The organism is Bacillus rhizoplanae (assembly GCF_917563915.1).
Taxonomy (GTDB): Bacteria; Bacillota; Bacilli; order Bacillales; family Bacillaceae_G; genus Bacillus_A; species Bacillus_A rhizoplanae.
The window spans coordinates 260973-274226 of record NZ_CAKJTI010000003.1 but is presented as its reverse complement, the minus strand read 5'-3'; the positions used below and the strand labels follow the sequence as shown (position 1 = coordinate 274226).

At 35.2% G+C, this 13254-nt stretch carries 16 protein-coding genes and 2 pseudogenes; 5 read left to right on the top strand and 13 right to left on the bottom strand.

Annotated features, from left to right (window positions below; all coding sequences use genetic code 11):
• The first annotated feature begins 133 nt into the window (after positions 1-133).
• The 4 genes from LRP84_RS05310 (at position 134) to LRP84_RS05295 (ending at position 2806) form a co-directional block, all read left to right on the top strand.
• Positions 134-1348 (top strand): helix-turn-helix domain-containing protein, encoded by a 1215-nt coding sequence (locus tag LRP84_RS05310; protein WP_230574115.1) that lies wholly within the window; start codon positions 134-136, stop codon positions 1346-1348.
• A gap of 119 nt (positions 1349-1467) precedes the next feature.
• Complete coding sequence (locus LRP84_RS05305) at positions 1468-1647, top strand: H-type small acid-soluble spore protein (protein WP_230574114.1); 180 nt, start codon at positions 1468-1470, stop codon at positions 1645-1647.
• A 238-nt stretch (positions 1648-1885) separates the two neighbouring features.
• Complete coding sequence (locus LRP84_RS05300) at positions 1886-2203, top strand: antibiotic biosynthesis monooxygenase family protein (protein WP_230574113.1); 318 nt, start codon at positions 1886-1888, stop codon at positions 2201-2203.
• A 6-nt stretch (positions 2204-2209) separates the two neighbouring features.
• On the top strand, positions 2210-2806 hold the full coding sequence (locus LRP84_RS05295; RefSeq protein WP_230574166.1) for a dienelactone hydrolase family protein: 597 nt from the start codon (positions 2210-2212) through the stop codon (positions 2804-2806).
• Between the two features lie 31 nt (positions 2807-2837).
• On the opposite strand, the gene LRP84_RS05290 is transcribed toward LRP84_RS05295, so the two are convergent.
• The 7 genes and pseudogenes from LRP84_RS05290 to LRP84_RS05260 all read right to left on the bottom strand — a co-directional run.
• Entirely contained in the window at positions 2838-3131 is a 294-nt protein-coding gene (locus LRP84_RS05290; protein ID WP_230574112.1) for a hypothetical protein, read from the bottom strand.
• A 29-nt stretch (positions 3132-3160) separates the two neighbouring features.
• Positions 3161-3373 carry a DUF3951 domain-containing protein gene (locus tag LRP84_RS05285; protein ID WP_230574111.1) on the bottom strand — a complete coding sequence of 71 codons (213 nt, stop codon included), beginning with the start codon at positions 3371-3373 and terminating at the stop codon, positions 3161-3163.
• A 134-nt stretch (positions 3374-3507) separates the two neighbouring features.
• Positions 3508-3825 carry an AzlD domain-containing protein gene (locus LRP84_RS05280; RefSeq protein WP_230574110.1) on the bottom strand — a complete coding sequence of 106 codons (318 nt, stop codon included), beginning with the start codon at positions 3823-3825 and terminating at the stop codon, positions 3508-3510.
• Positions 3816-4493 (bottom strand): AzlC family ABC transporter permease, encoded by a 678-nt coding sequence (locus LRP84_RS05275; protein ID WP_230574165.1) that lies wholly within the window; start codon positions 4491-4493, stop codon positions 3816-3818. The genes LRP84_RS05280 and LRP84_RS05275 overlap by 10 nt, the downstream gene beginning before the upstream one ends.
• Positions 4494-4925: 432 nt before the next feature.
• The gene (locus tag LRP84_RS05270; protein WP_230574109.1) at positions 4926-5612 is read right to left on the bottom strand and encodes a methyltransferase domain-containing protein; all 687 of its coding nucleotides are present in this window, start codon (positions 5610-5612) and stop codon (positions 4926-4928) included.
• A 20-nt stretch (positions 5613-5632) separates the two neighbouring features.
• Positions 5633-5929: pseudogene (locus LRP84_RS05265) on the bottom strand (flagellar basal body rod C-terminal domain-containing protein); the annotation flags it as partial.
• A pseudogene (locus tag LRP84_RS05260) lies at positions 5869-6081 on the bottom strand (hypothetical protein); the annotation flags it as partial. The pseudogenes LRP84_RS05265 and LRP84_RS05260, both read right to left, overlap by 61 nt.
• A 57-nt stretch (positions 6082-6138) precedes the next feature.
• On the opposite strand from LRP84_RS05260, the gene LRP84_RS05255 reads away from it, so the two are divergent.
• Complete coding sequence (locus LRP84_RS05255) at positions 6139-6741, top strand: HD domain-containing protein (protein WP_230574108.1); 603 nt, start codon at positions 6139-6141, stop codon at positions 6739-6741.
• Positions 6742-6939: 198 nt separating this feature from the next.
• Here LRP84_RS05255 and nfsA read toward each other — a convergent pair whose 3' ends face one another.
• The 6 genes from nfsA to LRP84_RS05225 form a co-directional block, all read right to left on the bottom strand.
• The gene (nfsA, locus tag LRP84_RS05250; RefSeq protein ID WP_230574107.1) at positions 6940-7674 is read right to left on the bottom strand and encodes an oxygen-insensitive NADPH nitroreductase; all 735 of its coding nucleotides are present in this window, start codon (positions 7672-7674) and stop codon (positions 6940-6942) included.
• Positions 7675-7804: 130 nt separating this feature from the next.
• Positions 7805-8122: a magnetosome magnetite crystal formation protein family gene (locus LRP84_RS05245; RefSeq protein ID WP_230574106.1), complete on the bottom strand. Its 318-nt coding sequence runs from the start codon at positions 8120-8122 to the stop codon at positions 7805-7807.
• A gap of 112 nt (positions 8123-8234) precedes the next feature.
• Entirely contained in the window at positions 8235-8816 is a 582-nt protein-coding gene (locus LRP84_RS05240) for a YdcF family protein (protein ID WP_230574105.1), read from the bottom strand.
• Between the two features lie 271 nt (positions 8817-9087).
• Positions 9088-10440, bottom strand: a complete 1353-nt coding sequence (locus LRP84_RS05235; RefSeq protein WP_230574104.1) for an MATE family efflux transporter — start codon at positions 10438-10440, stop codon at positions 9088-9090.
• 160 nt (positions 10441-10600) lie between these two features.
• Entirely contained in the window at positions 10601-11434 is an 834-nt protein-coding gene (locus LRP84_RS05230; protein ID WP_230574103.1) for a MerR family transcriptional regulator, read from the bottom strand.
• Between the two features lie 182 nt (positions 11435-11616).
• The gene (locus LRP84_RS05225) at positions 11617-12969 is read right to left on the bottom strand and encodes an aspartate aminotransferase family protein (RefSeq protein WP_230574102.1); all 1353 of its coding nucleotides are present in this window, start codon (positions 12967-12969) and stop codon (positions 11617-11619) included.
• Positions 12970-13254 lie beyond the last annotated feature (285 nt).

Below are 13254 nucleotides of genomic sequence, written 5' to 3'. Positions count from 1 at the left end.
CTATTACACCTTCCACATAATCACTCTCCCTTTAAAAGTTAAATTGTGTTAAACTTATTATATAATTAATTTTCTGAATTTGACAATAAAAAGTTTAATTATATTTAACTTTTTTGAAAAAAGGAGGAGTTCCATGGCCACTCTCGGAGAAAAAATACGGACATTACGAAAAGAAAAAAAACTTACCCAATCTGAACTTGCTGGGACAGAACTAACAAAAAGTATGCTCAGTCAAATTGAAAATGGTAAGGCAACTCCTTCCATGAAAACGTTGCATTATCTTGCTGATAAGCTCGGCTGTGATGCAAGCTTTTTATTAGAAGAAGAAGCGAATGAATTTGCTACTCTTGTGCAAAAAATGGAGCAAAATATACAAGATATGCGTTTTAAAGATGTATACGAAATTCTTCATCCTATTGTGCATGATGTACTATCATCTACACTAGATGCTGCCCGCTTATATAAACAATACGCTAAAGCAGCACTTCACATGAAAGATTATCATGTACATGCATATATTGAAAAAGCAACACTAATTTTTGAAAAGTATGCTTTATATCGCGAAAGTACAGAAACAAAACTTATCTTCTTTCGATTATTGTTTCTCAATAATAAATACCATGAGTGTTTACAATTAATTAATTCCATTCGGGATGAGTATAAAGAAAAACATTTAGAAATGGATTTAATTATGCAAATTGAACTTTTTTTAGATGAGGCAATTATTTTATTAGCGATTGGAGATTATGACGACTGCAAAGATATTATTTTACAAGCAATTGCTTTTTCTAAAAAAAATCAAGTGTACTATAAGATGGATGAATTTTATCGTATTTTGTCCTATCAAGCAACATTTGCTAAAGATACAGAAGGTTACTTACACTATTTAAAGAAAGCAGAGCAATTTGCCATTTTTACAGAAAACGCCATATCAACAACTCTTCTTCATATATTGCAGGCTTATTTTCATAATATGCTTACGAAACAATATGAAGTTGCACTCGCGCACATTGAAGCATACGGAGAACAGTCAATAAAGGTACTAGGACCCGAAAAAGATGGCTTTTATTATCTCGAAAAAGGCAAAGCATTATATGGCCTAGATCGTTATCATGAAGCGTTAGAATCGTTGCAACAAGTCACAATTCCCGCTTATTCACATCATCCGATAGACAAAGCATTACTGACTACAGCTGGCTCTTTTCGTGCTTTATGCTATATGCACCTGCAGAATAAAGAACAAGCTCTGTATGAAGCAAAGCAAGCACATCATGCCATTCAAGATTATCATGCTCCAATGTTTTCTTCGTTCACTGAAGAAACATTACAAATGATTCAAAAACTTTAAACTCTCTATCAATTGGTATATTATTCCTTACTGTGAGCCAAAATAGTAGTACAGCATAACTTCCATCAGCGGAAGCTCTCTTGATGGTTAACCAATCGGACACAGAGAGGAGTTTAAAAATGAACATTCAAAGAGCAAAAGAAATTTCAGAATCAACGGAACAAACCAATGTAACTTTTCAAGGTATGCCTGTTACGATTCAACATGTCGACGAAAAAAACGAAACAGTACACATATACGAGGCAACAAATCCAAATCGTGAACTCACTGTTCCAGTTAACAGCTTAGAGGAAATATAAGAAATCCCACTTCATTTTATTTTGAAGTGGGATTTCTTATATTTCTCGTACTTACAGGCAGTTAATCCCTTGCGTAGATGTCTTACTGCTTATTTAACGAGACTATTTTTGGTTTTTCATGAATTTTTTCATATTAAATTCAATTCGGTAAATGAAATTAAAATACGCATTAAATGACACACTATTCAGTTTTCATGATAAACTAAAAAGAAAAAATTTATAGCAAGGAGAAAACAAAATGAACAAAGCACCATACTACGCGGTTATTTTCACTTCTCAACTCTCAACTGAAACAGATGATTACGAAATCGTTGCAGATGAAATGGTAAAGTTAGCAAAGCAGCAACCTGGATTTGTCGATGTTGAAAGTGTACGCGATGAAACTGGCTTTGGTATTACCATTTCGTACTGGGAATCACTTGAAGCTATTCAACAATGGAAAGAACATGCAGCCCATACGATTGCTAGAAAAAGAGGACGAGAACAATGGTATGAACAATTTCATACAAGAATTTGCCTTGTTGAAAGAGAGTACCGTACTACAAAAGGAGAATAGTAAATGATAAAACCGAAAACTGCTCTTCTACTTCTGCACGAAATATATGGAATCAACCAACATATGAAGCATGTCATTCACACATTTTCCTCTTCGACTATAGATGTTATTTGTCCAAATTTATTACATCGCTCCTCTCCTTTTCATTACGATGAGGAAACAGAGGCATATTCACATTTTCTCAAGAACGTTGGATTTCAACAGGGGATACAACATATTGAAGATATGCTCGCTGAACTACGAAATAACTATATGCATGTGGGAATTCTCGGGTTTAGCGTTGGTGCAACGCTTGCCTGGTTATGTAGTGAAGATCATAAAATTGATTTTGTTATCGGATGCTATGGTTCACGTATTCGTGATTACACAAACATTGTGCCGACATGCCCTACATTATTATTATTCCCTTCAAACGAAACTAGTTTTTCAGTTTCTGCTTTAATTAATAATTTACAAAGTAAAGGGCAACCACTTGTAAACATAAAACAGCTTAACGGAGAACACGGGTTTCTTGATCCATTTTCTGCAAAATACAACGAGGAAGCTGCGGATCAAGGGTATCAGATGATAAATTCTTTTCTTCAAAACATAACAGAGAAGTAACTCCTACTCCTCTGTTATATTTATTTTTCGTTTATTCCCATGTTTTCTCAAGCGCGTATATCTTCCATTTATAATTCATAAGTGTGTAATATTCTTGAATTACAACATATTCTTTCGTATCTGTTTTAACAATATAAGTATTATCGCCTTTATATGTAACACTCTGTACGTTTTTATCTTCAAATTCTTCTTTTATTCCTTGTTCTTGCAAAATTCCTTCTGCATGAACATGTTTCAAATAATTGTAAGGTGAGAAAATAGAGATTCCTAGCACGATAAAAATTGTTACAATAGCAGTAATATTAGCTACCTTCGACTTCTTCATTTCTTTTCCCCTTCAACCAAAATTACTTTTTATCTATCTTTATCCTTACCCACATCCGCACTTTCTTCCCTATCTTCCTGCTCCTCATGAAACTCTACAGGTGATTGTGCAGTAATTGATTCAAACGGTGTGTAGTAAATTTGAGGCGTCACTTTTTGAACAAACATTGTATATGTTGTAAGCCCAATAATAAAAAATAAAAACATTGTAAACATAACAACACCAATTGTTAAAATAAACATGGCACCACCCCTTTTGTAATCGTTATATTACAAAGTTCGATGCAATATGAGATAATCCTTGTTACAAAAAATGAAACTTTCATCAGTGAGGATTTTATTTACTCAAGCCCTACCAATCGTTTTCTTAACCCCCATTAAAATGGGAGAAATAAACGTAACAAAAACATTACAATAACTCCCGTTAGTACTGCACCTAATAAGCTCCGTGTAAAAATTGCAACAAGGAACGTCGGAATAGCCGCTAATAAATAATCCACTTGCATCGTTTCGTTCATAAATAATGTTTGTGCTAACAATGCAGCCAATATTGCAATTGGAATATAATTTAGCCATCTTAACCCCCATTCTGGAATTTCTACTTTACTTAATACAAGCAGTGGCACTACTCTCGGAAGCAATGTGACGATTGCAGATCCAAGTACAACAAGTAATACATCCCATCTTACTTCCATTTTTCAATCACCGTCCCAATTGTTGCTGCTGCAAGTGTTGCAACAATAACAGCAACACTATTTGATACAAAGAAATGAGCAAGAAATGCAATCATAATTGAGGAAATGGCAACGCAAAGATGAACAAATAACTTTGGACGACTATTCATAAGTTGCAAAACAAACAATCCGATAAACATCGCTGGAAGTGCATAATCCATCCCGTATGTATGCGGGTCTGGTATCCAATCTGCCAAAATACCTCCAATAATATTTGCTATTACCCAATTTACATAACCTGTCACATTTAAACCGAGCATCCATTTTTCACTTACATATTGTTTTCCTGTTACATGCTGGGCTGCAACGCCAAATGTTTCATCAGTAATTTGCGAGCCAATCACTATATTTTTCCAAATTGATACCTTTTTTAAGTATGGAGCTAATACTGCGCTCATTAAAAAATGTCTTAGATTCACAAAGAAAACGGTAAAAATAATAGTAGAAGCTGGTGCACCCGCTACAAACATTCCAGCCATAATAAACTGTGCCGAGCCAGCATAAATCAGTAATGAAATAAGTGCAATTTCTGTTATTGAGAATCCAGCTGTTTTCTCAATAACACCTGAAGCAACGCCAATGCTTAAATAACCGAGAACTGTTGGTAAACAATCTTTCACACCCTGCATAAACGTTTCATCTTGCGACTCTAATACCGCTGCTCGTTCCACCCTAACTCCCCCTTCACCCTTTTGTAAGAAAACAGCTCACCTAATAAAGTGAAACTTCCATCAGTGGGGGGTTTTTCTTCCTCCCCCACTGATGGTTAGTTGAACCAATCAGGCTCTTACGGGCAGTTATCTCCCACCTATCTTCTTTATTTTCTCAGAATCTTGAGGTGGGAGTCTTACTGCCCGTTAGTGCGGGATAAACCGATATAAGCGTTGCATTCATATTGAGAAAAACCAAACTTTTACAACTCTTTCACAATCTCATTCCCCTTTAGTAGTTATGATTATACCTACTAATATAAAAAGAAAATTCAATTGAGTCAATAATATTCTGAATTTTAAATAAACAAAAAAAGACGACTTTAAAAGTCATCTTTTTTTATACTTATACTAACAGCCCTTCTTAATTTGCAGCATTGTATCCCCATTTTTTTGAAACTCATAAGGAACTTGTACTTCTGCTACTTCGCATCCTTTATTTCGTAAGTATTCTATGAGCTCATCTAAAAATTCATATCGTTCACCTTTTAAATCGATACATGGGAAAATTCTTATTTCTTTTTTCACAACACGGAGCAACTCTGTAACCGTATCAACATGGAACTCATAATCGAAACTATCACTATACATGAATAAAAAATGTGCTGATACAACCGTATCAAACTCTTCATCTTGAAATGGCAGCTTTGGCAATGTTGCATATATGTATCTCTCTGGATTTTTTTTCATGTCAGCTGCACAAACTTGCAGTGCTTCTAAGCGGTGCTTCTTTAAATCTTCTCCACTAGAAAAATAATTCCATATATAATTATCTTTTGCTTTTTCCATATGTTCCATCGTATGTGTCACATCTTGCAGCCCTTTTTCATATAAATCTTTCTGACCAAATTGGTATACAATATCACAGGATGTTACGTCGCCGCCCTTTGCATTTGCGACTGCAGTAAATGAACAAGCACCCGCTGGGCAATCTAATATTTTTTCATTTTGTATGTCCTCATCACGCAATTGGAACATATCACAATACTCATCAAACGTACGTCCAATAAATACAACTCTTTCAATATTTAATTTCATTGCCCTCTTCGAGCATTTCTTTATCTTAATAATTCATTGGATACTTTATTGTACACTTTATCAAATGTTGTCATGACACGCTGCGATGCTTGAACCATCTTTTGGTTTGTCATAAGATCGGTCATTTCTTTCGTCATATCAACATTTGAGTTTTCTAACATATAATTGTGAACAACTGCTGTTCCATTTGGCAAATTAGCGATATTTGTTCCATCTATTGTAAAGCTCTTGTCTTCATGCTTCATAAGACGTGCTTTCATATTTGCATCAACTGATTTTGTTTGTAGACGCGCGATATTTTGCTGCACCGCTTCATTTGTTTTGCTAAATGTTCAGCTGTTGCAATATGCATATGCTGTGTAAAATCTTGACCATCTGTTATAAATACAATTGGTGCAGATGAAACAACTGGAATTTTTAGTAATTCACCACTGCTTGCTGTTTCATCAAACTTTGTAAATATAGATCCATAAATTGACACATTTCATTTTCGTATTAAGATTGAAATATATAAAGGGGGATTTATATGGAACATAGTATTTTAAAAATCATTGCACTAGCAGAAAAACTAAAATATGAAATGCGGCACAGCTGGCTTTCAAACGGCCGTCAAGAGAGTGTAGCAGAGCATACATGGCGTATGTCACTTATGGCTATCCTCGTTCAGCCTTATTTAGATAAAGAAGTGAATGTAGAAAAGTTACTTAAAATGGTGATTATTCACGATTTGGTCGAAGCTGAAGCTGGTGATATTCCTGCGTTTGATACAATGAATAGTGAAGAATTAAAGCGAAAAAAACAAGAAAACGAACAGCAAGCAATCCTGAATATTAAACATACACTATCCGGTCCACTTGGAGAAGAATTATATGACCTATGGATGGAGTTTGAAGAAAAAGAAACATATGAAGCAAAAGTAGCGAACGCTCTAGATAAACTAGAAGTAAAAATCCAGCATAATGAGGCAGACATTGATACATGGCTTCCAATTGAACATAAAATGACATTCCAAGTTGCACAGCATACAGATTTTGATTCGTTCTTATCAAAATTACAAAAGATTATTGAGCAAGAAGGGGAAAAGAAATTAATTGCTGCTGGGATTGATGTAGAGGCTTGTAAACAGTAGAAAGGTTACAAAATACGTTAAAAAAAGCGGCATATGTAGTAGCCGCTTTTTCTACATTATCCCACATTAACGGGCAATAAGACCCCCACCTCGAGATTCAGAGAAAATCGAGGTGGGGGTAACTGCCCGTAAAAGCCCGATTGGTGAGAGCTTTCCATCAGTGGGGAATGAAGCCCCCCCACTGATGGAAGTTTCACTTTATTTTTTATTAAATCCTTTTTTAACTAAAAACTCTTTCATATGCAATCGCTTCTCCTGCGACATGAACGTACTCATTGAACCAGTCCATGTCACATCCTTTTGATTTGTCAATCTTTCCTTATAATACTGGTTTGTCGTGTGATCATATTCATCTAATAATTCATTATATTTTTTCTCATCGTATACATTTTCATGTAAAATAGCTCCAACTGGTAAGCGAGGTTTCACTCCATGATTTTCATCTGGTACACCAATTGTCATTCCAAAGACTGGATATACTTTCTCTGGTAAATGTAACAATGCACTTACTTGCTCTGGGTTATTACGAATTCCGCCAATATAACAAATACCGTATCCAAGGGATTCAGCAGCAAGCGCTAAATTTTGAGCAAAGAGGGCAGCATCTACCGTTGCCACAATAAAATTTTCTGTTGTATCAGATTTAATTTCTGTTCCATGCTTCTCGCATGCAATTTCTAATCGCTTTAAATCTGCGCAGCAAACAAAGAATGCCGCGCAACTTTTCACGTGACGATTTCCAGATAGCTCCGCTAGTTGTTCTTTCAATGCTTCATCTGTTACATAGACAACTGAATATGCTTGCACAAAATGTGATGATGCCGCATGCTGTGCTGCTTCAATCATTCTTTCGATTATATTCTTTGGAATCGATTCTTTCTTATACTTACGGACTGATACGTGTTGTTCCATTTTATGTATAATTTCATTCATAACATCCCGCCTCCTGTAGTCTGAATACTCAATAATTAACACATTTTTCGCATACAGACAAACGATATGCTTATAACAAAATGATACACAAAAAGGACCAATCTTATTTGATTGATCCTTTCATACATAATTAAGCTGCTTTCAACACCTTCACACCTTTTACAATATTCCAAACACAATAATAAATTCCTACAACTGCACAAATGACATAGGTTACAATCACACCAACACCAATACTTGCAGCGTCTCCCATACCAATACCAACTGCCCCCGAAAGAGCAAAGCCTCCAAATAAGATAATGAATGGAATTATGTGCGTCCATAGTGCTTTTTTTGCATGATATTTCACGTCACCTTCGGCAATAAAATAGACGATAATTGGAAATAGGAACGGTGCAAAGAAAATACTAAAATAACATAATGAAGATAAAATATTATTGCTTTTCATACGATTCACCTCTAAAGTTTTGTTGTTTTTGTTACTTTTATTATGCCATTCCAAAACTTTAGAAACTATCGTTTTACCTTTCAGCTAAATTACAGTTTTGTAAGATTTCTCGTTATATTTGATTCATGAGCCAATACTTTGTAATTGCTAAATATTCTCGAACATTAGATTGAATGATAATAGGTTTTGGTGTTCTTGCAGACAATCCCTCTAACTGCAATCCTTGTTTTTCAGCAATCTTTTTTGCACGATACATATGAAAATCGTTCGTTACGATAATTCCTTTTTTCTTATTTGCTGGAATAAGAGATTTTGAAAATTTTATGTTTTCATCTGTATTTGTAGAGCGATCTTCCATTATAATTCGTTCTTCTTGAATCCCCTGTTTTATCAATCCTCGTTTCATAGCCAAAGCTTCGGAAATATCCTCTCCTTTTCCTTTACCACCAGATACAATTACAATTGTTTGTTGATGTGTTTTTAAATATTCCGCGGCTTTATCAATACGATATTGCAGAGAATAAGAAGGTTCTGTTCCTTTCACACGCGCACCAAGTACAATCATATAATCTGCATCATTTGGCGCTTCCATATGTCCATGCTTGTAAATAATATATTGTAATACACACATATAGCCAACTATAATCATCAAAAGAATCATGCCGTACGTTATCCACTTTTTTCTTTTTAGCATTTCTACAAATACTCCCCTCTCTTTATTTTTTCATCTTAATATTCTTCCAATCACTTGTGTAGCCTTTTTTCCAATACAACCCAATCTATCCTTTAAAAGTAATATTTCTACTCCAAGTAGGAATATCGAATCATGTATCCAATGCATTTTTTTACATAGAGCGTACTGAGATTAAAATGAGACTCCTATTTGTGTTGTTTAGAATTTTGAAGTAGGAATCCTGTTTATGAATAACAAAAAATCCCCTTAACACATTAAGGGGATTTCATCATTATATATGTTTTTCTGCCAACACTCGTATAGAAACTGGATGTGAAAAGCGATTCATTGCAAATACAACACACGCTGTTAATAATTCTGCCACGGGCATTACAAGCCATATTCCATTTACACCAAACAATTTCGGCATGATCCACAGAAGAGGTATGATAAGCAGTAACCCGCGACTCAATATAATAAAAGCAGATTTTATTGTTTGTCTTACAGATTGAAAATACTCTCCATATACAATGTTATAGCCTAAAAATACATATTGCGTGAAGAATAAACAGATTCCTGTTATCGTCATATTTAATAATTCTGCAGATTGAACGTCAAATAAACCGATAAGATATTTCCCAAAGAATAAACCGATAATTGTTGCGATAGCACCGAGTACAACAGCTGTTTTTACCGCAAGCTGTAACCCTTCTTTCAACCTTTCCGATAAATTTGCACCATAATGGAAGCTCGCGATAGGTTGTAGTGCTGCCCCAACTCCAAAGAATAAAAGTAACGTTATGGCATGAATACTGTTTACCATAGCAAATGATGCAACGCCCTGCTCTCCAGCGTATTGAATAAAAGTAACGTTAAAACCTATTGTTACAATCGCCGCTGTGATTTCTGTTGTAAAGCTAGGAAAGCCAATCACGAGAATTTCTTTTATTGTTTGCCACTCTAATTTTAGTTTCGTCCATTTTAAAATGCTGTTTTTTCTAAAGAAATGACTCAATAGTACAAGAAAGCCAATTGCTGCAGATAAAATTGTAGCAGATGCTGATCCTGTCACACCCCAGCCAAGAATGAAGATAAAAATATAATTAAATACAATGTTTAATACCGCTGTGATAATTAAACCTGCCATAGCTAAATTCGGATTTCCATCATTTCGTATAAATGTACTCAAAACATTTTCTAATACATATACCATTCCAAATGTGAATAATACATGGAGATAATCTAATGAATACGGTAAAATTACATCATTTGCTCCAAATAAGTAAGCTATATCTTCTATTTTCCATAAACAAATAATCATTAACACACCAACAATAGCAACGGCTACCGTCATAGATTGCGTGAAAATAGAACGTGCTCGCTCTACTTTATTTTCTCCTAAAGCGATAGAATACATTGTTGCTCCGCCCATTCCAATCCATAATGAGATCGAGAAAAAGATAGAAAATGCGGGAACGGCAACATTCACTCCTGCCAAACCATTCGCACCCACACCTCGGCTAACCATAACTGCATCAATCATAATATTCACCGACATCAGTACCATTCCAAGTACAGCCGGAACTAAATACGAAGTAAATAAACTTTTAATCGGTTTTTCTCTTAAATTCTCAGTTGCTTCCATAACAAAACTCTCCTTTACGACTCTCTGCTCATATTTTAAACCTTCAAGTTACTTGAAGGTCAAGAGAGAAGTAAAAAATATACTTTGTTATTAATGATGCCTTACTTATTGTATCTCGCTATTTGCGGATAGTAAGCCACCCACTGATGGAAGTTTCACTTTATCTTTTTTTGATCACAGGGATTTGGATTTCTGTTACTTGCTCCATTGGATTACTTGTTACAGACCAATCAATTAACGCTAATTCAATTGCATCACCACATATTTCATAATCATCTTTTTCAATAGCTTGTAACAACCTCTTATAGGTCTTACCTGTTTCTTCGTATGGTCCATGATGATACGCACACGCATATATTCCCTCTTCAATTACATTAGAAGTAGCACTTTCAAATAGCATATAATCAAGAAGAATAAATACGCTATTGTATGCTTGAAAATCATGCTTCAATAGTGCCTCTTTTGCTAGAGTAACGCCTAGATCCCCTGAAAATAAGCTATCATCTACTTGCTTCATATTTTTTTGAAGTGAATGAATATAATATTCAAACATGTCATCCGTTATATTTTTGGTAATAGGAAGAGCCGTAATTTTTCGCGTTGGTAGTTCTGTAAAAAAGACAGTGTGAGCATCTGTTTGTATAGCTTCTTTCATTAAATGAATTTTATGTTTTATTTTTGCTAACGTATATTCAATTTCCCTTTGTTTTTTTAATAACATCTCTTCCTGCTTTTCTAATAAATTCAATGCAAATGATGGTGTTCTTTCATCTATATATCGTTTAATTTCTTTTAGCGGTATGTTTAACTGACGTAAAAACTTAATCGTATCTAGCATTGAAAATTGATCAATTGTATAGTATCGATAATTCGTTTGTGAATCAACAATTGCTGGATGAAAGATACCCTTTTCATCATAATAACGCAATGTTGATTCAGGAATATTATGCATTTTCGCCATTTCTCCGATTGTAAAACGTTGATTTAATAACATATCTATTTCTCCGTTCATTTCAAATTCATTAACCTAATCACACTTTTTATTGTTCCGTTAACAACAGTTTCACTTTAACCCGCTATTGCGGGCAGTAAGTATATTATACATGTATGTATTCTTTGCAAAAAATAGCAAACTAAAAAGCGAGCCTTATCCTTCTGGCCCGCTTTCACCTTTTATCAAATACGTTCCATCGCCGCTTTCACTGTTTCTACAACAAACGTAATTTCTTCGCTAGAAATTACAAGCGGCGGTGCTAATGCTAAAATATTATTATAACCAGCTGTTGTCATACCGTTGCGACCAATAAGTAATCCTTTCTCTTTACAAGCATTCATCACCGTTGCAATTTTGTCCCCATCAATTGGCTCTTTCGTCGCTTTATCGTTTACAAGTTCAATTCCAACGAGTAACCCCTTTCCGCGAATATCTCCTACATATGGATGGTCACCAATCGCTTCTTTTAATTGTTCTAATAGAAGAGATCCCATTTGAGCAGAACGATCAATCAATCCTTCGTTCTCCATAATTTCTAAATTTTTAAGTGCTAATGCACAAGCTGCTGGATTTCCGCCAAATGTATTAATATGACGGAAAAACTCGTATTCTCCCGCCCCTTGAAACGCCTCATAAATTTCTTTTTTCACTGCCGTTACGGACAATGGTAAATATCCACTTGTAATTCCTTTTGCCGTCGTAATAATATCTGGCTTTACATCATAATGCATGAATCCAAATGGTTTTCCTGTACGTCCAAAACCACAAATGACCTCATCACTAATAAGAAGTGCCCCATGCTTTTTGCACGTTTCATGAACAGCCTTCATATAATTTTGCGGCGGCATTAAAATACCTCCGCCTGTGATAATTGGTTCCATAATAAATGCTGCTATCGTTTCACTCAATTCCCATGTCATCACGCGATCAATTTCTTTTACACATTCCACATCATAAATATCCTCTACATCAATTCCTGGCATGCGGTAACAGTCTGGCGGTGTGACATGTAAGAACCCTGCAGCTAACGGCTCATATTGATATTTCCGCTGTGCTTGTCCTGTTGCTGCCATTGCTGCCATTGTATTTCCATGATAACCGCGGTAGCGTGACATAACTTTAAAACGATGCGGTTCTCCTTTATACGCATAATATTGACGAGCAATTTTAAATGCTGTCTCATTTGCCTCTGATCCACTATTAGAGAAGAAAATAACGTATTCCCCACCAAGCCACTCATTTAATTTCTCTGCTAATTGAATTGCCGGCTCATGTGATTGTGACATTGGAAAATAGGAAAGCTTTTGTAACTGTTCATACGCAGCATCAGCTAGTTCTTTTCTTCCATAACCACTATTCACACACCAAAGACCGCTCATTCCATCTAGATAGCGTTTTCCTTCACTATCCTCCACCCAGCAGCCCTCTGCCTTTGTTCCAATCATTGTACTGCTTGGACTATACGGACGCATTCCATGCCATACGTATTTTTCATCTTTTGCTAATAATTCTCCAGATTGCTTCGTTTTCACCATACATTCCACCTTCCATTACAACTTTTTATATCTAAAGCTGTTCGGTGCCTCATGATGATTTAAATTTTTCTCTTCCTAAACTTTCATTCCACAAAAATGATGTAAATCCTACCGGCTAATAAAAAAATTCAACGCTTTTAGGCAAGGTGTCCCCTTTCTCAAGGAACGTGAAGATGCGATAGCACCAGTAAGTAGGTAGGGGAGGAATTGCCTTTTTGCACGGAAGAATATTCCTTATTTTCAGTAAATAATGATATAATATATATATACTGAAAATAAGGAGGT